Origin of the sequence: Paraburkholderia rhizosphaerae (genome assembly GCF_004366595.1) — a bacterium.
In the GTDB taxonomy this organism is placed as follows: domain Bacteria; phylum Pseudomonadota; class Gammaproteobacteria; order Burkholderiales; family Burkholderiaceae; genus Paraburkholderia; species Paraburkholderia rhizosphaerae.
Map to the genome: position 1 here is coordinate 295,890 of NZ_SORE01000003.1, position 20,021 is coordinate 315,910.

At 63.4% G+C, this 20,021-nt stretch carries 18 protein-coding genes; 9 read left to right on the forward strand and 9 right to left on the reverse strand.

The annotated features are described in order from the left end of the window. Nucleotides 1–1,071, forward strand: coding sequence for a histidinol-phosphate transaminase (gene hisC, locus BX592_RS05365; protein ID WP_134190624.1), 1,071 nt, complete (start codon nt 1–3; stop codon nt 1,069–1,071). A gap of 80 nt (nt 1,072–1,151) precedes the next feature. Here hisC and BX592_RS05370 read toward each other — a convergent pair whose 3' ends face one another. From BX592_RS05370 to rsmD, 3 genes are all read right to left on the reverse strand, one after another. Further along, nucleotides 1,152–1,409 carry a YfhL family 4Fe-4S dicluster ferredoxin gene (locus tag BX592_RS05370; protein ID WP_134190625.1) on the reverse strand — a complete coding sequence of 86 codons (258 nt, stop codon included), beginning with the start codon at nt 1,407–1,409 and terminating at the stop codon, nt 1,152–1,154. 80 nt (nt 1,410–1,489) lie between these two features. Further along, nucleotides 1,490–1,996 (reverse strand): pantetheine-phosphate adenylyltransferase, encoded by a 507-nt coding sequence (coaD, locus tag BX592_RS05375; RefSeq protein WP_134190626.1) that lies wholly within the window; start codon nt 1,994–1,996, stop codon nt 1,490–1,492. Nucleotides 1,997–2,131: 135 nt separating this feature from the next. Then, nucleotides 2,132–2,749 carry a 16S rRNA (guanine(966)-N(2))-methyltransferase RsmD gene (gene rsmD, locus BX592_RS05380; RefSeq protein ID WP_134190627.1) on the reverse strand — a complete coding sequence of 206 codons (618 nt, stop codon included), beginning with the start codon at nt 2,747–2,749 and terminating at the stop codon, nt 2,132–2,134. Nucleotides 2,750–3,034: 285 nt separating this feature from the next. On the opposite strand from rsmD, the gene ftsY reads away from it, so the two are divergent. Further along, nucleotides 3,035–4,405 carry a signal recognition particle-docking protein FtsY gene (ftsY, locus tag BX592_RS05385; protein WP_341803417.1) on the forward strand — a complete coding sequence of 457 codons (1,371 nt, stop codon included), beginning with the start codon at nt 3,035–3,037 and terminating at the stop codon, nt 4,403–4,405. 51 nt (nt 4,406–4,456) lie between these two features. Here the strand turns inward: ftsY and maiA are convergent, their stop codons facing one another. Both maiA and BX592_RS05395 read right to left on the reverse strand, forming a co-directional pair. Continuing rightward, nucleotides 4,457–5,101, reverse strand: a complete 645-nt coding sequence (gene maiA / locus BX592_RS05390; protein WP_134190628.1) for a maleylacetoacetate isomerase — start codon at nt 5,099–5,101, stop codon at nt 4,457–4,459. A gap of 100 nt (nt 5,102–5,201) precedes the next feature. After that, complete coding sequence (locus tag BX592_RS05395; RefSeq protein WP_134190629.1) at nt 5,202–5,900, reverse strand: fumarylacetoacetate hydrolase family protein; 699 nt, start codon at nt 5,898–5,900, stop codon at nt 5,202–5,204. A gap of 291 nt (nt 5,901–6,191) precedes the next feature. Between BX592_RS05395 and ybiB the strand changes: the two genes are divergently transcribed. After that, on the forward strand, nt 6,192–7,166 hold the full coding sequence (gene ybiB, locus BX592_RS05400; protein WP_134190630.1) for a DNA-binding protein YbiB: 975 nt from the start codon (nt 6,192–6,194) through the stop codon (nt 7,164–7,166). A 541-nt stretch (nt 7,167–7,707) separates the two neighbouring features. Then, nucleotides 7,708–9,375, forward strand: a complete 1,668-nt coding sequence (gene leuA / locus BX592_RS05405) for a 2-isopropylmalate synthase (RefSeq protein ID WP_134190631.1) — start codon at nt 7,708–7,710, stop codon at nt 9,373–9,375. 191 nt (nt 9,376–9,566) lie between these two features. Here the strand turns inward: leuA and BX592_RS05410 are convergent, their stop codons facing one another. Continuing rightward, nucleotides 9,567–9,950 carry a nuclear transport factor 2 family protein gene (locus BX592_RS05410; RefSeq protein WP_134190632.1) on the reverse strand — a complete coding sequence of 128 codons (384 nt, stop codon included), beginning with the start codon at nt 9,948–9,950 and terminating at the stop codon, nt 9,567–9,569. A 45-nt stretch (nt 9,951–9,995) separates the two neighbouring features. After that, on the reverse strand, nt 9,996–10,559 hold the full coding sequence (locus tag BX592_RS05415; RefSeq protein ID WP_134190755.1) for an acyloxyacyl hydrolase: 564 nt from the start codon (nt 10,557–10,559) through the stop codon (nt 9,996–9,998). 359 nt (nt 10,560–10,918) lie between these two features. Here BX592_RS05415 and rpoH point away from each other — a divergent pair, with 359 nt between their 5' ends. The 5 genes from rpoH to cydX all read left to right on the forward strand — a co-directional run bounded on the left by rpoH (nt 10,919) and on the right by cydX (nt 15,372). Then, complete coding sequence (gene rpoH / locus BX592_RS05420; RefSeq protein ID WP_134190633.1) at nt 10,919–11,854, forward strand: RNA polymerase sigma factor RpoH; 936 nt, start codon at nt 10,919–10,921, stop codon at nt 11,852–11,854. Nucleotides 11,855–12,167: 313 nt separating this feature from the next. Continuing rightward, nucleotides 12,168–12,428 (forward strand): cytochrome oxidase putative small subunit CydP, encoded by a 261-nt coding sequence (gene cydP, locus BX592_RS05425; RefSeq protein ID WP_134190634.1) that lies wholly within the window; start codon nt 12,168–12,170, stop codon nt 12,426–12,428. Next, nucleotides 12,418–14,007: a cytochrome ubiquinol oxidase subunit I gene (locus BX592_RS05430; protein ID WP_134190635.1), complete on the forward strand. Its 1,590-nt coding sequence runs from the start codon at nt 12,418–12,420 to the stop codon at nt 14,005–14,007. Before cydP ends, BX592_RS05430 begins: the two co-directional genes overlap by 11 nt. 36 nt (nt 14,008–14,043) lie before the next feature. Further along, nucleotides 14,044–15,180 carry a cytochrome d ubiquinol oxidase subunit II gene (gene cydB / locus BX592_RS05435; RefSeq protein ID WP_134190636.1) on the forward strand — a complete coding sequence of 379 codons (1,137 nt, stop codon included), beginning with the start codon at nt 14,044–14,046 and terminating at the stop codon, nt 15,178–15,180. 78 nt (nt 15,181–15,258) lie between these two features. Continuing rightward, a complete protein-coding gene (gene cydX / locus BX592_RS05440; protein WP_134190637.1) occupies nt 15,259–15,372 on the forward strand; it encodes a cytochrome bd-I oxidase subunit CydX in 114 nt (37 codons plus the stop codon). 95 nt (nt 15,373–15,467) lie between these two features. Here cydX and nagE read toward each other — a convergent pair whose 3' ends face one another. Then, nucleotides 15,468–17,282 carry an N-acetylglucosamine-specific PTS transporter subunit IIBC gene (nagE, locus tag BX592_RS05445; RefSeq protein WP_134190638.1) on the reverse strand — a complete coding sequence of 605 codons (1,815 nt, stop codon included), beginning with the start codon at nt 17,280–17,282 and terminating at the stop codon, nt 15,468–15,470. A 99-nt stretch (nt 17,283–17,381) separates the two neighbouring features. After that, a complete protein-coding gene (gene ptsP / locus BX592_RS05450) occupies nt 17,382–19,997 on the reverse strand; it encodes a phosphoenolpyruvate--protein phosphotransferase (protein WP_243849321.1) in 2,616 nt (871 codons plus the stop codon). Between the last annotated feature and the right edge of the window lie 24 nt (nt 19,998–20,021).

Sequence of the window (20,021 nt, forward strand, 5' to 3'; positions counted from 1 at the left end):
TTGAGCCGCTATTGGAGCGACATCGTTCACCGCCTGACACCGTATGTTCCGGGCGAACAGCCCGCGCTCGCGCATCCGGTCAAGCTGAACACCAACGAGAACCCGTACCCGCCATCGCCTGCGGTACTCGCGGCGATTCGCAATGAACTCGGTGATACAGCCGATTCGTTGCGGCGCTATCCGGATCCGACCGCGCGCAAGCTGCGCGAGACCGTCGCCGCGCATCACGGCATCGGCGTCGACCAGGTATTCGCGGGCAACGGCTCCGATGAAGTGCTCGCGATGGCATTCCTCGCGCTGCTGAAACACGACCGCCCGCTGCTGTTCCCGGACATCACGTATAGCTTCTATCCGACGTACGCGAAGCTGTACGACATCGACTATCGAACCGTGCCGCTCGACGATGCGTTCACGATCCGCATCGACGACTACGCCGTACCAAACGGCGGCATCGTGTTCCCGAATCCGAACGCGCCGACTGGCCATGCATTGCCGCTCGCCGATATCGAAAAGCTCGTCGCGGCGAATCCCGATTCGGTGGTCGTGATCGACGAAGCGTATGTCGACTTCGGCGCGCAATCCGCGATCTCGCTGATCAATCGGTATCCGAATCTGTTGGTCGTGCAAACGGTATCGAAATCGCGCTCGCTTGCGGGTATGCGAGTCGGCTTCGCGTTCGGCGACGCCGCATTGATCGACGCACTCGTACGGGTGAAGGACAGCTTCAACTCGTATCCGCTCGATCGCGTCGCGCAGGTTGCCGTCACTGCCGCGTATACGGACGACGCGTGGTTTTGCGACAGTTGCTCGAAGGTCGTCGCGAGCCGCGAACGGCTGTCAGCCGGATTGATTGCGCTTGGCTTCGACGTCGTGCCATCGGCGGCGAACTTCGTGTTCGCGCGTCACCACGGTCACGATGCCGCAACGCTCGCTGCAAAGCTCAGGGAACGGGAAATTTTCGTGCGGCACTTCAAATTGCCGAGGATCGACCAGCATTTGCGCATTTCGATCGGAACCGATGCCGAATGCGACACGCTGCTCGCCGCATTGCGAGCAGTGCTTGGGCCGTAGTAAGTAGTAAAGCGCGCTAGCTCTAACAAGCCGCACGCGCATTTAACGTCAGAGCGCGCGAGGGCGCCGGTGCCGAAAGCTCAAACGCCCTTCGCCGCCTGCAGCGCGTGGTACTTGATCAGCAATTGCTCCGGCGTTTCCGCATGTTGCGGGTCGCGCGGAATGCATTCGACCGGGCACACCTGCTGACACTGCGGCTCGTCGAAATGGCCGACACACTCGGTGCACTTCTTCGGGTCGATCACGTAGATTTCCGGGCCCATCGAGATTGCGTCGTTCGGGCACTCGGGCTCGCAGACGTCGCAGTTGATGCACTCGTCGGTAATGATCAGGGCCATACTGGACTCACTTGCCGCCGGCGGGGGCGATGTCGACGCGCCGCCGGCCTGTCTTGCGTAAAACCATCAGTTTACGCGTATTACGGCTGACTCGCCTGCTGTGCCTGGTTTTCGGCGACCTTGTCCTGCAGGCGCTTTTCGACCGACGGAAACACGAACTTGCTGACGTCGCCGCCCAGTTGCGCAATCTCCCGCACGATTGTCCCCGAAATGAACTGGTACTGATCGGACGGTGTCATGAACATTGTCTCCACGTCCGGCAGCAGGTAGCGGTTCATCCCCGCCATCTGGAACTCGTACTCGAAATCGGACACCGCGCGCAAACCGCGTACGATCACGCGTGCGTTATTGCTGCGTACAAAATCCTTCAGCAACCCCTTGAAGCTCGCGACCTGCACGTTCGGATAGTGCCCAAGCACTTCGCGCGCGATATCCAGACGCTCGTCCAGCGTGAAGAACGGCCTCTTGTTGCGGCTGTCGGCGACGCCCACCACCAGCGTGTCGAAGATGCTCGACGCACGGCGCACGAGGTCCTCGTGACCGCGCGTCAGCGGATCGAACGTTCCCGGGTACACGGCGACTACCATGGATTTCTCCTCTCTTCCGTCAGACTAAAAGTGCGCCGCGCCGGCGCCGCTTGCCGATGCGGCTTGCCCGCAACGCGCGACTTCCTCGCTTTAACGCGTAACGGCCGGTATCCGGCACTTGTAATAGAACGCGCATTATTCATCATTTTCGCGTTGCAGCAAATGATAATGGACCGCACCGGCCTTGCCCTGCCGGACAATCGTCCATCCGGCAAGTGCGGCGATCGGTTCGATGTCGAGCGCGGCGCCCGCTTCCACGTACATAAACCCGCCTGCCGCGACGAGCGGCGCCGCGAGTTCGAGCGCGCGGTCGAGCAGGTTCTCGCCGAACGGTGGATCGAGGAACACCACGTCGAACGAACCGGGAGCGAGGCTCGCCGCGAGTCGCAGCGCGTCCGCTTCGGCAATTTCGATCGCGCGCGCGGCCAGTTTTGCCTGATTTGCGCGCAATTGCCCTGCGGCGCGCGCATTGCGCTCGACCATCACAACACGCGCAGCGCCGCGCGAAGCAGCCTCGAAGCCGAGCGCGCCGCTACCGGCGAAAAGATCGAGACAACGCTGGCCATCAAGACGCTGGCCGAGCCAGTTGAAGAGTGTTTCGCGGACGCGGTCGGGCGTCGGGCGCAGACCATCGAGATCGATGACCGGCAGCGGCGTGCGCTTCCAGTCGCCGCCGATGATGCGGATCGTATGGGCGTGGCCGCGTCCGGGCGGCGGCGCGCTGCGCGCGCGGGATGACGAAAGACGGGACATGTAAGTGGAGGTGGCTGAACGGATGCCGGCGGTGCGCTTCGCACCGTCCGGAGCGCCCACGTTACCACACGGGTGGTGGACGTCTCAGCACGCCGCGCGTGCGACGACGCCTGATAAAATGGCACGCTTGCGCTTGCGGCTTTGACGCAGCCTGCCCGCAGTTTCCCCATTCGCGACCTTCGCGCTGTGGCCTCCGTCGCCCTGTGGCCTTTGTCCTTATGGCCCGTATTTAAGCTTTGCGACTTCGCCGGCCAGATCCGGCTCGCCTCTTCAACACGCCAGCACATGTTTAGCTTTCTCAAACGATTCAGGGGTTCCAAGACGTCCGACAATGCGCAGGCCGCATCGCCAGAGACTACGGACGTGGCGCCCGAGGCGCCCGTCGAGGCTCCAGTTGTAACCGGGACGCCTGCGACCTCGTCGCGCGCCGACAGCAGCCAGTCCCCGCCGCCGCTGCAGACGCGCCCGGCCGCGCCGCAGCCGGCGCCGACGCCGGTGCCACCTGTTGCAGACGCAGCGCCGGGCACGCCTGCAATCGAACCCGCTCCGGTAAAACCAGCCGCACCCGCGCCCGCCGCATCCCATCACGAGGCGAGCCCGCAACCACAACAACCGACGTTCCAGCCAGCCCCACCCGTCGCACGCGAACCGCAGCCTGCGCCGCAACCGGGCCCGGCCGCGGTCGAGCCCGAAGCCTCTTCCGACACGCTTGAAACTGTTGAGATCGTCCCTCCGCCGACGCCCGAGCCTGCCGCAAAACGTTCGTGGCTGACGCGCCTGAAGAGCGGTCTGTCGAAGACGAGTTCGAGCATCACGGGCATTTTCGTCGGCACGAAAATCGACGAAGACCTGTACGAAGAACTCGAAACCGCGCTGCTGATGTCCGACGCGGGCGTCGACGCGACCGAGTTCCTGCTCGAATCGCTGCGCGAGAAAGTCCGCAACGAGCGGCTCACCGACCCACAGCAGGTCAAGGCGGCACTGCGCGAATTGCTGGTCGGCCTGCTGAAGCCGCTGGAAAAATCGCTGATGCTCGGCCGCGATCAGCCGCTCGTGATGATGATCGCGGGCGTGAACGGCGCCGGCAAAACCACCAGCATCGGCAAGCTCGCGAAGCACCTGCAGCGCTTCGATCAGTCGGTGCTGCTGGCCGCCGGCGATACGTTCCGCGCGGCCGCGCGCGAGCAACTCGCGATCTGGGGGGAACGCAACAATGTGACGGTCGTCTCACAGGAAAGCGGGGACCCGGCCGCGGTCATCTTCGACGCGGTGGGCGCCGCGCGCGCACGCAAGATCGACGTGCTGATGGCCGATACGGCCGGACGCCTGCCGACGCAGCTTCACCTGATGGAAGAGCTACGCAAAGTCAAACGCGTGATCGGTAAAGCGCTCGACGGCGCGCCGCATGAAGTGCTGCTGGTGATCGACGCGAATACCGGTCAGAACGCGCTAGCCCAAGTGAAGGCATTCGACGATGCGCTCGGCCTCACCGGCCTGATTGTGACGAAGCTCGACGGCACCGCGAAAGGCGGCATTCTCGCTGCGATCGCACGGCAGAGGCCGGTGCCGGTGTACTTCATCGGGATCGGCGAAAAAGTCGAGGATTTGCAGCCGTTTAGCGCAGAGGAATTCTCCGACGCGCTGCTGGGCGGCTAACTGTACGCGGCGCGCAGCCGCGCCGCGTCCCGGGTCGCTACGGCGTGTGATTTACTCCGCGTCGGGCTGTGCGTCCGGCGCCGCATCCGCGAACGCGCTCAACTTCTGCGCCTCGTCGTAAATGCCGCGAATCGTCGGATACCCGCTCATATCGACGTTGAAACGATTCGCGTTGAACACCTGCGGAATCAGACAGGCATCCGCAACAGTCGGCGTATCGCCGAAACAGAACGCACCGCTGCGTCGGCTGGCAACGAGATGCTCTTCGAGCGCGTTGAAGCCCGAACGGATCCAGTGCTGATACCACGCGTTCTTCACGTCATCGTTCGCACCGACCGTGTGCTTCAGATACTTCAGCACGCGCAGGTTGTTCAACGGATGGATCTCGCATGCAAGCTGCAACGCGATTCCGCGGATGTACGCACGATCGGACGGGGACCCCGGCAACAAGGACGGCTGCGGATGCGTTTCATCGAGATACTCGATGATCGCGAGCGACTGCTGCAGCACGTGGCCATCGTCGATCAGCGTCGGCACGACCGCATCGTGATTCAGCTCGCGGTAGGCGGCGGCCAACTGCTCGCCGCCGTTTCGCAGCAGATGCACCGGCAGATAGTCGTAAGGAAGCTTCTTCAGATTGAGCGCAATGCGCACGCGATACGCGGCCGAACTACGAAAGTAGCTGTACAGCTTCATTGATATGTCCCCTCCCGAACGCGGCCGATGCGGCCCGGTGCGGACGGGATAAGCCCGCACCTGAGCGATATCGCTATCTGGCTACGCGTGTACCGCGCAATCAAACCACGCGCACGCTGAACTCGCCGAGCCCATCGACGCCACCCTTCATCAGATCGCCCTTCACGACGGCGCCCACCCCTTCCGGCGTGCCGGTGAAGATCAGATCGCCCGGCTGCAGTTCGAACAGCGTCGACAGATACGAGATCGTCTCTGAAACCGACCAGATCAATTGCGACACATCCGAGCGCTGTTTTTCGGCGCCATTCACCGACAGCCAGATCGCGCCCTTACCGATATGACCGACCTTCGACACCGGATGAATCGGCCCGAGCGGCGCCGAAAAGTCGAAGCCCTTCGCGGTGTCCCACGGACGGCCGTGCTTTTTCGCTTCCGCCTGCAAATCGCGGCGCGTCATGTCGAGGCCTAGCGCGTAACCGTAAACGTGATCGAGCGCGCTATCGACGGGAATATCTTTGCCAGCCTTGCCAATCGCCGCGACCATTTCCATTTCGAAGTGCAGATTGCCGGTTTGCGACGGGTACGGCAGTTCGCCCGTCGCACCCGGCGCGACGTACAACACCGCGTCGGACGGTTTGCAAAAGAAGAACGGCGGTTCGCGGTTCGGATCGTGCCCCATCTCGCGCGCGTGCGCCTCGTAGTTGCGGCCGACGCAGTAGATGCGCCGCACCGCGAACTGATCGCCCGATCCGGCCACCGGCACGCCGACAATCGGCGCCGGCGTTAAGACGTAACCCATTCCGTTCTCCGTCAAATATGAAGCCGCGTGCGCGGCGATAGAAATCTCGAAGCAGCGAGTTTAACGCGCTGATATATCGCGCGCTTGACGCTTGCCTGCTCGCGGGATATGGGTTGTCCGCGTGACGCGCCGCGCGCGTGCGCGGATGCCGGCATCAGGCGAACCGCGCGTCATGCGATACTCGACGTATTCCGATTAACCGATCGACCGTTACGGTGAGCACTGGCATCGCTGCCGCACACGAACCGTCGTTTGGTGCAACCGCGCCGCCTCACCGCTAACCCCAGTCCGATGAACGATTCCGCCGCTACCGAACAGTCCCCTTTCCCGTGCGCCCGCTTTATCAAGGAGATCGGGCGCGGTCCGCACGGCGCCCGTGCGCTCCCGCCTGAAGACACGCATGCGTTGTACCGCGCGATGCTCGATGGCCGTGTGTCCGATGTCGAACTGGGCGCCGTGATGCTTGCTTACCGTTTGAAAGGCGAGACCGCAAACGAACTCGCCGCGATGCTGGCCGCCGCACACGCGTCGTTTGAGCCGATCCGTGTGCCGGATCACGGGTGGCGCGCGGTATCCATTCCAAGCTACAACGGCGCGCGCAAGCAACCCAACCTTGTGCCGCTTCTTGCGCTGCTGCTCGCGCGCGAAGGCGTGCCCGTGCTGGTGCACGGTGTGACCGAAGATCCGGGCCGCGTGACGAGCGCGGAAATTTTCGCCGAACTGGACGTGGCCGCCGCGCGCACACACGCCGATATCGAAGCTTCTCTCGCCGAGCGCCGCGTCGCATTTGCGCCGATCGAGACGCTCGCGCCAAAGCTTGCGCGGCTGCTCGCACTGCGTCGCGTGATGGGCGTGCGCAACTCGACGCACACGCTCGTGAAAATTCTTCAGCCGTTCGCGCCGCCGGCGCTGCGCCTCGTGAACTACACGCATCCGCCGTATCGCGAGAGCCTTACGCAGTTGTTCATCACACATCCGGACGCCGCGGCGGGCGGTGCGCTGCTGGCGCGCGGGACCGAAGGCGAAGCGGTCGCCGACACACGCCGCCAGGTGCAGATCGACTGGCTGCACGATGGTCAGTGCGAAACGCTCGTGATGCCCGAGCGGTCGACCACCGACGCGCCGGCGGTCGATCTGCCCGAAGCACGCGACGCAGCGACCACGGCTGCATGGATCGCCGACGTGATGCGCGGTGCGGCGCCCGTGCCCGCCGCGATCGAGCGACAGGTCGAAGTGATCACCGGAATCGCAAGGAAAACGGCCTGAACGGGTGTGCTGACTTCCAATACGGGAGACGGCGGACGATAGCTGCGCCGCACAATCCGCGGTTGACACGCGCACGCCCGCTGACTTACATTCGACCAATGCGTTCAATCCTGAACTCCCTCCGAATTACCATCGGTCGCCTGGCGCGGCCCCTATCGCTACGTCTAGCGTAAGCAAGGCGTAGCGCCGTGTTTGCTTAGGTCTCCGGTCCGAAAGCCTCCGCGGTCCCTCCTGAAGTACCCCGTAGTGCCTGTTTCATCCCAACCGTAATTCCTTCACAAACTTGTAGTCGTCTGTACGCGCCCGCATACCATTCGGACGCGTCGCGAGGGTCAAATGCACGTTGCAAGCGCTCCGCTGCTGAACGCCGTCGGCGTCATCATCGCCATGGCATTCTTCACACCGTTGTTCGTCCGCGCCCGTTCGTTGCTGCATCTAGCGCCGGCGCTTGCCGCCTGCGCGCGGACCGTGCATCCGTCGCATCGAGCCAGCCGCCCGGTGCGTCACCCCATTGCGTACGACTAAACGAACGAGGCCCATCATGTTGCGCAACCCTGGCGAGAAATACCGTCCCTTTCCCACCGTCCGTCTGAATGGCCGCAAATGGCCGAGCCGCACGATCGATCGCGCGCCGATCTGGATGAGCACCGATCTGCGCGACGGCAACCAGTCGCTGATCGAGCCGATGAGCATCGCGCAGAAGCTCGAGTTCTTCGACATGCTGGTGTCGATCGGCTTCAAGGAAATCGAAGTCGGATTTCCGTCCGCTTCGCAAACCGACTTCGATTTCGTCCGCAAGCTGATCACCGAGTCGCGCATTCCCACCGACGTGACGATCGAAGTGCTCGTGCAGTCGCGCGAAGACCTGATCGCACGCACGTTCGAAGCGCTCGAAGGCGCGCCGCGCGCGATCGTGCATCTGTACAACGCGATCTGTCCGTCGTTCCGCAAGGTCGTGTTCAACCAGTCAAAGGACGAAGTGAAGGCGCTCGCGGTAGAAGGCACGCGGCTTATCCGCGAGTATGCGAACGCACGGCCGCACACGCACTGGATCTACCAGTACTCGCCGGAGACCTTCAGCATGACCGAGCTCGCGTTCGCACGCGAAGTCTGCGACGCGGTCGCGCAAACGTGGCGGCCGACGCGCGACCACAAGATGATCGTGAACCTGCCGGCCACCGTCGAAGTGTCCACGCCGAATGTCTTCGCCGATCAGATCGAATGGATGGACAGCAATCTCGGCTACCGCGACAGCATCGTGTTGTCCGTGCATCCGCATAACGACCGCGGCACGGCCGTGGCGGCCGCCGAGCTTGCGCTGATGGCAGGCGCGGATCGCGTCGAAGGATGTCTGTTCGGCAATGGCGAGCGCACCGGCAATGTCGATCTCGTCACGCTCGCGTTGAACCTGTACACGCAAGGCATCGATCCAGGCCTCGATCTGTCCGATATCGATGGCGTGCGGCGCGTCGTCGAACGCTTCAATCAGATTCCGGTGCATCCGCGCCATCCGTATGCGGGCGACCTCGTCTACACCGCGTTCTCGGGCTCGCATCAGGACGCGATCCGCAAGGGCTTTGCGCAGCAGGCGCCCGGGGCCATGTGGGAAGTGCCCTACTTGCCGATCGACCCAGCCGACGTCGGGCGTAGCTACGACGCGGTGATTCGCGTGAACAGCCAGTCAGGCAAAGGCGGTGCGACTTATCTGCTCGAGCGCGGCATGGGCTTCGCGCCGCCTCGTCGAGTGCAGATCGAGTTCAGTCACGCGGTGCAGGCCGTGGCTGATCGTTCAGGCGCGGAAGTCAGCGGCGATGCGATCTGCGCGCTGTTTGCGCGCGAATATTTCGATGTGGCCGGGCCGGCGCGGCGCGTCGATACCAGCACCGTGCAGTGGAACGGACGCCCGGTGCGTATCGGGCGCGTCCAATCGGGCGCCGCAAGCGGCACACACGACGCGCATGCACGGCACGTTGCCGCTGAGCTCGCCACGGCCGCCGGACAGCGGATCGAGATCACGTCGTGCGAATCCGTGCGAACCACCGACGGCCGCATCGCGGTGTTCGTCGGATGCCGGATCGGCGACGATACGCTGCGCCACGGCGCGGGAATCGGCATGGACGAAGCGGTAGCCGTCATCGACGCGGTCATTAGCGGAGTCAATCGCGCCACGCTGTGGCCATCTCCCGAACGCAGCAAGGTCGCAGCCTGATGCGCGCCGTGTCGCGTCGGGCATCGCCAGGAACAAAAGGGAACAGTGAAAAGAAGGGGGGGGCGCCAGCGATGCGAGGCAGTTCCGATCGGATGCCTTGCACAATCGGTTGGCTCAAAAGGCACGACCGGATGGACAGCGGCGGGGGAAACAGCAAGAAGCAGCAAAAAGCAGCAGAACGCGTTTCTCCGTCATTCCAGCGCGCAACGCGTTGCTTGCCACGCAATCAGCCGCCACTGCCCTTCTTCCTGCGCCTGGATCGCGGTGTAAGCAATTGGAAAGAGTAGCGCGCCGTTGTTCGCCTCCATCTCGATCAATGCGCGCCCGGTGACCACGCATGTTTCGCGGCCCACAGGCAGTACGTCCTGCGATTGAATTTCGATCTGGCGATAGCGGCGGCGGCCAGCGGTGATCGCGTCGATGAACTGCCGCTTGGTCTCGCGTTTGCCGTTCGTGTGGACGTAGATCACGCTATCGGAAAGCAACGCGTCGAGCTGCGGTCCATTGCCATCGACCATCGCGCGAAACCGCTCGCGCTCGAGCCCGCGAATTGCCTCGATTACTTTAGCGGCCATCGCATTCGCCCCCTTCACCGACGGAGCCGAGGGCGGCCGCGGTTGTCAGAAGTTGTACTGCACGTATATTTGGTGGAAATTTATACCAGGATTCGGCTCTTTGATACTGGCGTTGGACAGATGCTGAAAGCGATAGCCGACCTGGTAGTGCTGATGTTCGCCAAATGCGACACCGGCGCCGGCCATGTCCGCGAACTGGAACGCCGTACTCATCGTGAAGTCGGTCGACTCTCGCGGGTGGGTAATCAGACGCACGCCGACGCCCAATTCCACATACGGGCGGAACCAGCCCGTGCCCCTGATAAACCGCACAACCGGCGTCACACCGAATTCACCGATGTTGTCGTGCACGTTGCCTTCGTCGGTATGCCACCACGCGGCATGTGCCTCGCCGACCAGCGAAAAATGCCAGTCTCCTATCTGCCACCATGTGAGGTTCGGGTCCCACACGAAACCGAGATCGAGCTTGCGAACGTGGTGGTCCGCCGTACCGGCCGCTAGCTGAACGCCGAACTGATCGGCTGCAGCGGCCCCGGAAAAACAGAGAAAACCCGCCGCACACATGCTTTTTAGTGCCAGATCACGCCAAAACTCTTTGTTGTCGTTCATCTTGCGCCCTGAGTTGCCGATTGAACCTTCAGGTGAGTTGAGAGCAAAGCGGTTGTTTTTGAGATAGCCGCAAACATCATTCCCCCAAATTCCTGCCATTGCGGCAATGGTTTCCTCCGTTTCAGGAATCCATGATGCGCCTTAGATGGCCACAATGGCAGTGCGGATGAATCCTAACCTGCTAGGCCAAAACGCGCAGGCGAGAGTACAATACTATTGAGAATTAGGTTTCAATAGGAAAAACGGGAACTTGGATGATTTTAGAGTCTCTAAGTGTTAGCACTCGGTATAGCAGAGTGCTAACATCTTGGTGGCGCTGCTTAAAACAGCGTTTTGTCTGACCTAAAGGAGTACGCTACGTGAGTAACGCAATGACCCTTCCGAATACTCTCAGCCCGTCGTCGGCTAAGGCCGGCTCGGCAGGTGCACTGACGCTCGCGCACGCTTCACTTCTGCCCGGGCAGTTGGGCAACATCGACGCCTACATCCAGGCCGTGAACCGGATTCCGATGCTGACGCCGGCAGAAGAGCGGCAGTTCGCGACGGAATTCCGCGAGCAGAACAACCTGGAATCCGCGCGGCGGCTGGTGCTGTCGCACCTGCGGCTGGTCGTGTCGATCGCGCGTAACTACCTCGGATATGGCCTGCCGCATGCGGACCTGATTCAGGAGGGCAACATCGGCCTGATGAAGGCGGTGAAGCGCTTCGACCCGACGCAGAACGTGCGTCTCGTGTCGTACGCGATGCACTGGATCAAGGCGGAGATCCACGAATACATCCTGCGCAACTGGCGCATGGTGAAGGTTGCGACCACGAAGGCGCAGCGCAAGCTGTTCTTCAATCTGCGTAGCCACAAGCAGGGGTTGCAGTCGTTCACGCCGGACGAGATCGACGGCCTCGCGAAAGAACTTAATGTGAAGCGCGAGGAAGTCGCCGAAATGGAAACCCGGCTGTCCGGCGGCGATATCGCGCTAGAAGGCCAGGTCGAGGATGGCGAAGAGTCATTTGCGCCGATCGCGTACCTCGCGGATTCGCACAGCGAACCGACCGCGGTGATCGCCCAGCGCCAGCGGGACAAGCTGCACAGCGATGGCATCGCCACCGCGCTCGAGTCGCTCGACGCGCGCAGCCGCCGGATCATCGAGGCGCGCTGGCTGCAAGTCGAAGACGACGGTTCGGGCGGTTCGACGCTGCACGAGCTGGCTGACGAGTTCGGCGTGTCGGCGGAACGTATCCGGCAGATCGAGGCCAGTGCAATGAAGAAGATGCGCACCGCGCTCGCTGAGTACGCGTAACGCGCGAACCGGGCTTTGTCCCGGACACTGAAGTAACGAAGCCCTGCCATCGAAAGACGGCAGGGTTTTTTTATCTCACGATCTGCCGCACTCGCTCGCGGCACCCATATCGTTCCCCCCAACGTCGTTCCCTAATGTCGTTCCCTTGACGTAGCGCAACGCGGATCACAAAACCGCGATCGTCAGGACGACTTCGCGACCGAATGCCGCATCGCGCAACACGCGTCGCAATAACCCCGCCCCTAGAATCGGTATGCCCTTCCCGGCGCCCGCCACGCGCCGCCGGCAAGGGTGACGTCGTCATCAACCGATCATGCCCATCACGCTCAATCTCAGAAACCCACTGCGCGCCACAGCATGCGCGCGTATCGCAAGCTGGGCGCGCGGCCCGACCTTCGCGCGCGACATCATCATCGTGCTCGCGATCAAGTTCGCTCTGCTGTTCGCCCTCAAGCTCGCTTGCTTCAACCATCCGCAGGCGCAGCAGATGTCGCTGCCGCCTGCGCAAGTCGCACAGGCACTGTTATCGGTGCCCGCATCGAATTCGTCCGAAGGTGATCACCATGCCCGTTAACGAAGTCGTCGAGCTTTCGCGTCTTCAGTTCGCCGTTACTGCCCTCTACCACTTCCTGTTCGTACCGCTGACGCTTGGTCTGTCGTGGCTTCTCGTGATCATGGAATCCGTCTACGTGATGACGGGCAAACCGATCTACAAGGACATGACCCAGTTCTGGGGCAAGCTGTTCGGCATCAACTTCGCGATGGGCGTCACAACCGGCCTCACGCTGGAGTTCCAGTTCGGCACCAACTGGTCGTATTACTCGCACTACGTCGGCGACATCTTTGGTGTGCCGCTCGCCGTCGAAGGTCTGATGGCGTTCTTTCTCGAATCGACGTTTGTCGGACTGTTCTTCTTCGGATGGAACCGTCTTTCGCGCGTTCAGCATCTGATCGTCACGTTTCTGGTCGCGCTCGGCTCGAATCTGTCGGCGCTGTGGATTCTCGTCGCGAACGGCTGGATGAATAATCCGGTCGGCGCGGAATTCAACTACGAAACGATGCGCATGGAGCTCGCAAACCTGTTCGACGTCGTGTTCAACCCGGTCGCGCAGGTGAAGTTCGTGCATACGGTGTCCGCTGGCTACGTGACCGCGTCGATGTTCGTGCTCGGCGTGTCGTCGTGGTATCTGCTCAAGCGTCGCGACACCGAATTCGCGCTGCGCTCATTCGCGATCGCCGCGGGTTTCGGACTCGCGTCGACGCTTTGCGTAATCGTGCTCGGCGACGAGTCCGGCTATCGCACCGGCGAAGTCCAGCAGGTCAAGCTTGCGGCGATCGAATCCGAGTGGGAGACGTCGCCGGCGCCCGCATCGTTTACGATCATCGGCATTCCCAATCAAACGGAAGAGCGCACTGACTACGCGATCCGCATTCCATACGTGCTTGGTCTGATCGCGACGCGCTCGGTCGATGTGCCCGTGGTCGGCCTGAAGGAGCTGATTTCACGGCATGAAGCGCGCATCAGGAACGGGATGATCGCGTACGAAGCATTGCAGAAGCTCAAGCAAGGCGACACCAGCGACGAGGTCCGCGCGACGTTCGACGCGCATAAGGCCGACCTTGGCTACGGGCTACTGCTCAAGCAGTTCACGGCGACCGTCACCGATGCGACACCGGAGCAAATCCGCCAGGCCGCGAAGAAGTCGATTCCGCCGGTTGCGCCGGTGTTCTTTTCATTCCGCCTGATGGTCGGTCTCGGCATCCTGTTCCTCGCGACCTTCGCGCTCGCGTTCTGGTTCTGCGCACAGCGTTCGTTGCTGCTCGATAGCCGTCGCTGGTTCCTGCGCTGGGCCGTGTGGGCAATTCCGCTGCCGTGGCTGGCCGCCGAATTCGGCTGGATCGTCGCCGAAGTCGGGCGCCAGCCGTGGACGATCGCCGGTATTCTGCCGACCGCGCTGTCCGCATCGAGCCTCGCGCCGAGCGACCTCTATGTGAGTCTTGCCGGCTTTGTCGTGTTCTATACCGCGCTTTTCATCATCGAGATCATGCTGATGTTCAAGTATGCGCGGCTCGGGCCGTCGTCGCTGCACACCGGTCGATACCACCACGAAACGCTCACCGGACAACCGGTCATGATCAAAACGGACGCCTGATCCACCTGTGTCCGCACAGAAACGGAATACATCAACATGGACTATGCAACCCTCAAACTGATCTGGTGGGTACTGATCGGCGTGCTGCTAATCGGCTTCGCACTCACCGACGGCTTCGATATGGGCGCCGGCATGCTATTGCCGTTCATCGGCAAGACCGACGACGAACGGCGCATCGTCGTCAATACAGTCGGCGCGACCTGGGAAGGCAACCAGGTGTGGCTGGTCACCGCGGGCGGCGCAATGTTCGCCGCGTGGCCGCTCGTCTATGCGGCGTCGTTCTCAGGTTTCTACTTCGCGATGCTGCTGGTGCTGTTCGCGTTGTTCTTCAGGCCGGTCGGATTCGACTACCGGGGCAAACGCGAGCATCCTCGCTGGCGCACCGCATGGGACTGGGCGTTGTTCACCGGCAGCTTCGTGCCGGCACTCGTGTTCGGCGTCGCGTTCGGCAATCTGCTGCAGGGCGTGCCATTCGCGTTCGACCAGGACCTGCGCGCGAGTTATCACGGTAGCTTCTTCGCGTTGCTGAATCCGTTTGCGCTGCTGTGCGGACTCGTCAGCGTATCGATGCTCGCGGCGCACGGCGCGGCGTTCGTTAGAACGAAATCGGACGGCGTGATCGCTGAACGCGCGGCGCGCGCGCTACGCATCACATCGCTCGTCGCCGTGGTGCTGTTTCTGCTCGCGGGCGCGCTGATCGCGACCGCGATCGGTGGCTATGAGATCGTCGATGCGCCGCCGCTCGATACCGTCGCGAATCCGCTGCTGAAAAGCGTGAATGGCGCGCCGGGTTTGTGGCTCACGAACTATGCGTCGTATCCGTGGATGATGGCCGCGCCGATTGCCGGTGTGCTCGGCGGACTGCTCGCCGCGCTGCTAGCGAACTCGCGCTTTGAGCGAACCGCGTTTCTCGCGACGTCATTGATGGTGATCGGCGTAATTCTGACCGCTGGGTTCTCGATGTTCCCGTTCATCATGCCGTCATCGCTCGACGCACGCAGCAGCCTGACTGTCTGGGACTCGACGTCGAGCCGTATGACACTGCAGATCATGCTGGTCGCGGTGGTCATCTTTCTGCCGCTTATTCTCGCGTACACGAGCTGGGTCTATCGCGTGATGCGCGGCAAGGTGACCGCGGCCGCGCTTGAGCAAAACCGTCACTCGATGTATTGACCAGAACGCGCGACGCGCTGTGCCGCGTTGCTTTGCAGTGCGTGTCGCGCGTCAAATGAACCGGAACAGGAGCAGTCAATGTGGTATTTCAGCTGGATTCTCGGGATTGGCGTCGCACTGGCGTTTGGCATCATCAACGTGATGTGGCTTGAAGCGCGGCGTTCAACCGCCGCGGCAACGACGAAGCGGTAAACGCAACGCGGCGCCCCGGATGTGCAGGGCGCCGCGTGTACGTTCCAGGCTGCGTATTGTTTTGTCGCTGTTGCGCAGCTGTTCCGAAGGACTTCTTACGCCGGCTGTGCCGCCGCGCCGCCGATCGCCGGCAAGCGCGCCGCCATCTGCTGCTCATAACGCTGCGCAGCGCGCCCGACGACTACGTGGAACGTATCGGGCGACACCCACGCGACATCAAGGGTGCCGAGCCGCTGACGATCGACCGCCGACGGATCGCGCACAACGACGCGCAGGCGCGTCGCCGCGACTGCCTGCAGCGACGCGATATTGGTCGCGCCGCCGAACACCGCAAGCCAGCGCAGCGGATCCGGGTCAAGCGGGCCATTCGCCGCTGCCGACGCTGCGGCAACCACCGCCACCGTCTCGGCCGCAGCCGCCGATGACACCGCCGCCGAATGCGCAGCGCTGCCTGCCGCAGCAACACGGCTATCCGCCGCACCAACACCCGCCGCGATTGCCGCGCGGATTTCATCGGCGATGATGTCCGCCTCCGGCCCGATGATCACCTGCACGTTGGTCGAACCGCGCTTCAACACACCGCGTGCGCCGATCGACTTCAACTGTGCCTCCGACACTTTTTCCGCATCCCGCACCGACAGACGCAAGCGCGTCGTGCACGCATCGACGACCGTCAGATTGTCCGCGCCGCCCAACGCCGCGATATACCGCTGCGCGCGCGGCAACGCTGCGCCCGTCGCCGGCGCGACATAACCGCCCGTCACCGCCGCGGAGGCCGCCTGGACAGAATCGGCGCTTTCCGGCTCGCGGCCAGGGGTCGCCATGTTGAACTTGCGGATAAAGAAGCGGAACAGGCCATAGTAAATAACCGCGTACGCGAGCCCGATCGGAATCGCCATCCAGCCTTTCGTCGACAGCCCGTAGTTCAACACGTAGTCGATCGCCCCGGCCGAGAACGTAAAGCCGAGGTGGATGCCAAGCGCCGAGCAGATCGCGAGCGACAGGCCGGTCAGCACCGCGTGAATCGCGTACAGCACCGGCGCGAGGAACATGAAGCTGAATTCGATCGGCTCGGTGACGCCGGTCAGAAATGAAGTGAGCGCCATTGAGAACAGCAGGCCGCCGACCACCGCGCGGCGCTCCTTCGGCGCCTCATGGAACATCGCCAGACACGCAGCCGGCAGGCCGAACATCATGACCGGGAAGAAGCCCGTCATAAACGTGCCCGCAGTCGGATCGCCAGCGAAGAAGCGATGCAGATCGCCGGTCACCGCGGCGCCGCCAGGCGGCGTGAACGTGCCGAACACGAACCACGCGAGCGAATTCAGGATGTGATGCAGACCCGTCACGAGCAGCAACCGGTTCAGCAGCCCGAACACGAATGCGCCGACAGCGCCGGCGGTCGTCAGCCAGTGGCCCGCGGTGTCGATCACCGACTGCACGGGCGCCCACGCATAGCCGAACACTATGCCTAGCACCAGACACACCACGCCCGTGACAATCGGCACAAAACGCTTGCCGCCAAAGAACGCGAGGTAGTCGGGCAGCTTGATGTCCTTGTACCGGTTGTACAGCATCCCGGCGACGATACCCGCGATAATCCCCGACAGCACGCCCATATTGAGCTTGTCGTTGATGTCCTTCATCACCGCGACTTCGACGAGATAGCCGATCGCACCGGCCAGCGCGGCGACGCCGTTATTGTCTTTCGCAAAACCGACTGCAACGCCGATTGCGAACAGCAACGGCAGATTGTCGAAGATCGCGCCGCCCGCATCGGCGATCATCTTGATGTTAAACACGTCGGGCTGGCCCAGCCGCAGTAGCAGGCCGGCAACCGGCAACACCGCGATCGGCAGCATCAGCGCGCGACCGAGGCGCTGCACCTTCAGAAAAGGATTTGCATCCATTGTCCGCTCCATTCCATCTTTCTTTTCAACGCGACGTCGATCGACGTCCATCGGGCACGCGTCAGCGCGGCGCGTGGTGCCGCGCATTCGCGCTGTCACTTAATCGAGCGGCCAGTGTTGCCGGCTCGCCGTTCTTACCGCTTGTGCCGAATCGAGCGTGAGCGCATCCTGCGCGCGCTGACGGCACTGCTGGTAATCGAGGTTGCGCACCCGCGCCTTGATCGCCGGCACCGACACCGGATCGACTGAAAGCTCGGTCACGCCGAGGCCGACGAGCAGCGGCACCGCGAGCGGATCGCCCGCGAGCGCGCCGCACACGCCGACCCACTTGCCGTGCTTCCGCGCGCCGCGCACGGTCGCATCGACCAGCCGCAGCACCGCCGGATGCAGACCGTCGGCCTGCGCGGCGAGTTCGGGCTGGCAACGGTCCATTGCGAGCGTGTACTGCGTGAGATCGTTGGTGCCGATCGACAGGAAGTCCGCGTGCTGCGCGAGCTGGTCGGCCAGTAGCGCCGCCGACGGCACCTCGATCATCACGCCGACTTCAACCGGCGCGGAGCGTCGCGCTTCGCGTGCGAGTTCGTCGATACGGCGACGCACGCGCACGAGCTCTCCCGCGTCGGTCACCATCGGCAACAGGATGCGCACCGCGTTGACCGGCTGCACCGCAAGCAAACCGCGCAACTGATCATCGAGCAGATCCGGACGCACCTGCGCGAGCCGGATGCCGCGCAAGCCGAGCGCCGGATTCGGCTCGGGGGGCAGCGTCAGATAGTCGACTTCCTTGTCCGCGCCGACGTCGAGCGTGCGGATGATCGCGGTACGCCCCGCGAGCGCATCGACGATCGCCTGGTAGCTCTGCCGATGCTCATCGACGCTCGGCGCCGACTGCCGGTGAATAAACAGCAATTCGGTGCGCAACAGGCCAATCGCATCGGCGCCGTTGTCGACAGCGGTCTTCGCATCGTCGAGGGTCGCGATGTTCGACGCGACTTCAACGCCGTGGCCATCGCGCGTCGCCGCCACCTGGTGCGACGCGCGCCGGTTCGTTTCGCGCACGCCGGCAAGACGCCGGCATTCATTGCGCGCGCGCTCGACATCGCGTGGGCTCGGCGCGTATTCAAGCCGGCCGTTGGTCGCATCGACGATCACCTGCGACTCTTCCGCGATCCGGTGCAGCGCGTCGCCCATCGCGACCAGCGCCGGCAGGCCCAGCTGCCGCGCGATGATCGCCGCATGCGAGGTCGCGCCGCCGCGCGCCATCACGAGCGCGGTCACGCGGGTGCGATCGAGCGACGCCAGATCGGACGGCGTGAATTCGTCGGCCGCCAGCACCGCTTCGTCGGGCAGTGCGCGCGCGGCAGTGTTCGCATAGCCCAGCGCGCGCAGCACACGTTTGCTGATGTCGCGCAGGTCCGCCGCGCGTTCCGCGAGCAGCGCATCGTCGACATTCGAGAGGATCGCAATCTGCGAGCGGATCGCCTCGCGCCACGCAAAGCCCGCACTCTTGCCGAGGCTGATCAGATCGCGCGCGGCGTCGACCAGCGTCGGGTCTTCAAGCAACACGCGATGCACGGTGAAAATGCCCGCTGCGCCGACCGCGCCGCGTTGCGATGCGTCGCGCACTGTCGTGTTCAATTCAGCGTCGACCGCGGCGATCGCTTTGTCGAGACGCCGGCTTTCCGATGCGGGCGTGCCGTCCGCCTGTTGGGGCGGCACAATCTCGGCATCGTCCCAGCGCACCAGCTTGCCGACTGCGACACCCGGCGCCGCGCATACGCCCGCCACCGTGTTCGGCACCAGCATTGTCGCATTCGACACCGCGCCGATGCCGGCCGAGCCCGCCGCTTGCGGCGCCGGCGAGCTTTGCCGCGCCGGCTTTTCTTCGTTCTCGCCGTGCGCTTCGCGCGTCAGTTCGTTCGCGACCGCTTCAACGGCCGCGGCCGCTTGAGCGCCAAGGCCGACGATCTCGACCGTTGTCCCCTCACCCGCACCAAGCCCGAGCAAACCCACCACGCTTTCGACCGGCGCCTTGCGCCCGGCGTAGCGCACTTCGACGCGTGCATCGAAGCCGCGCGCCGCTTCGCGCACACGCGCAGCGGGCCGTGCATGCAGACCGCCGGCGTGCGTCAGCGTGACTTGCCGGCGCGCTTCGTCGGTCACCGCGCTTGCTTCGCGCGCGGCTTGCGCAGCCGCGGCAGTTCGCGCCCGCAGCACGAGCAACTGCGTTTCGCCCGCTTTCAGCTTGCCGGCATTGCTAGTGCGCTCGACGATCTCAAACGCTTCGGAGTTGGCAATCGCGATCACCGACACGAGACTCGGCGCCGCGCGCGCAATGATGTCCTGATCGAACTCGATCAGCACGTCGCCGGCGCGCACCTGCGCGCCTGATTCGATCATCGGCGCAAAGCCTTTGCCGTTCAGCGCGACCGTGTCGATGCCGATATGCAGCAACACTTCCGCCCCTTCCGCGGTGACGATCGTCACCGCATGCCCGGTGCGGGCGATATGCGTGATCACGCCGTCGCACGGCGCGACCAGTTTGCCTTCGAGCGGGTCGACGGCGATCCCGTCACCGAACATGCCGCCCGAAAATACCGGGTCGGGCACGTCCGCGAGCAGTACCGCGGGTCCGGTCAATGGTGCGAATAAAACGATATGGCCTGCGAGCTCGTTAGCCGGCTGACGGTTCGCAGGGCTGGCCGTATGGCTCATCAAAACTGTCTCCTCGACGCGTCG

Coding starts and splice junctions, on each gene's coding strand:
- ptsP (WP_243849321.1), bottom strand. CDS start 19,997: ATGAGCCATACGGCCAGCCCTGCGAACCGTCAGCCGGCTAACGAGCTC.
- leuA (WP_134190631.1), top strand. CDS start 7,708: ATGTTGCGCAACCCTGGCGAGAAATACCGTCCCTTTCCCACCGTCCGT.
- BX592_RS05370 (WP_134190625.1), bottom strand. CDS start 1,409: ATGGCCCTGATCATTACCGACGAGTGCATCAACTGCGACGTCTGCGAG.
- cydB (WP_134190636.1), top strand. CDS start 14,044: ATGGACTATGCAACCCTCAAACTGATCTGGTGGGTACTGATCGGCGTG.
- BX592_RS05410 (WP_134190632.1), bottom strand. CDS start 9,950: ATGGCCGCTAAAGTAATCGAGGCAATTCGCGGGCTCGAGCGCGAGCGG.
- rsmD (WP_134190627.1), bottom strand. CDS start 2,749: ATGTCCCGTCTTTCGTCATCCCGCGCGCGCAGCGCGCCGCCGCCCGGA.
- ybiB (WP_134190630.1), top strand. CDS start 6,192: ATGAACGATTCCGCCGCTACCGAACAGTCCCCTTTCCCGTGCGCCCGC.
- BX592_RS05430 (WP_134190635.1), top strand. CDS start 12,418: ATGCCCGTTAACGAAGTCGTCGAGCTTTCGCGTCTTCAGTTCGCCGTT.
- ftsY (WP_341803417.1), top strand. CDS start 3,035: ATGTTTAGCTTTCTCAAACGATTCAGGGGTTCCAAGACGTCCGACAAT.
- BX592_RS05395 (WP_134190629.1), bottom strand. CDS start 5,900: ATGGGTTACGTCTTAACGCCGGCGCCGATTGTCGGCGTGCCGGTGGCC.
- nagE (WP_134190638.1), bottom strand. CDS start 17,282: ATGGATGCAAATCCTTTTCTGAAGGTGCAGCGCCTCGGTCGCGCGCTG.
- BX592_RS05415 (WP_134190755.1), bottom strand. CDS start 10,559: ATGAACGACAACAAAGAGTTTTGGCGTGATCTGGCACTAAAAAGCATG.
- maiA (WP_134190628.1), bottom strand. CDS start 5,101: ATGAAGCTGTACAGCTACTTTCGTAGTTCGGCCGCGTATCGCGTGCGC.
- cydP (WP_134190634.1), top strand. CDS start 12,168: ATGCCCATCACGCTCAATCTCAGAAACCCACTGCGCGCCACAGCATGC.
- cydX (WP_134190637.1), top strand. CDS start 15,259: ATGTGGTATTTCAGCTGGATTCTCGGGATTGGCGTCGCACTGGCGTTT.
- coaD (WP_134190626.1), bottom strand. CDS start 1,996: ATGGTAGTCGCCGTGTACCCGGGAACGTTCGATCCGCTGACGCGCGGT.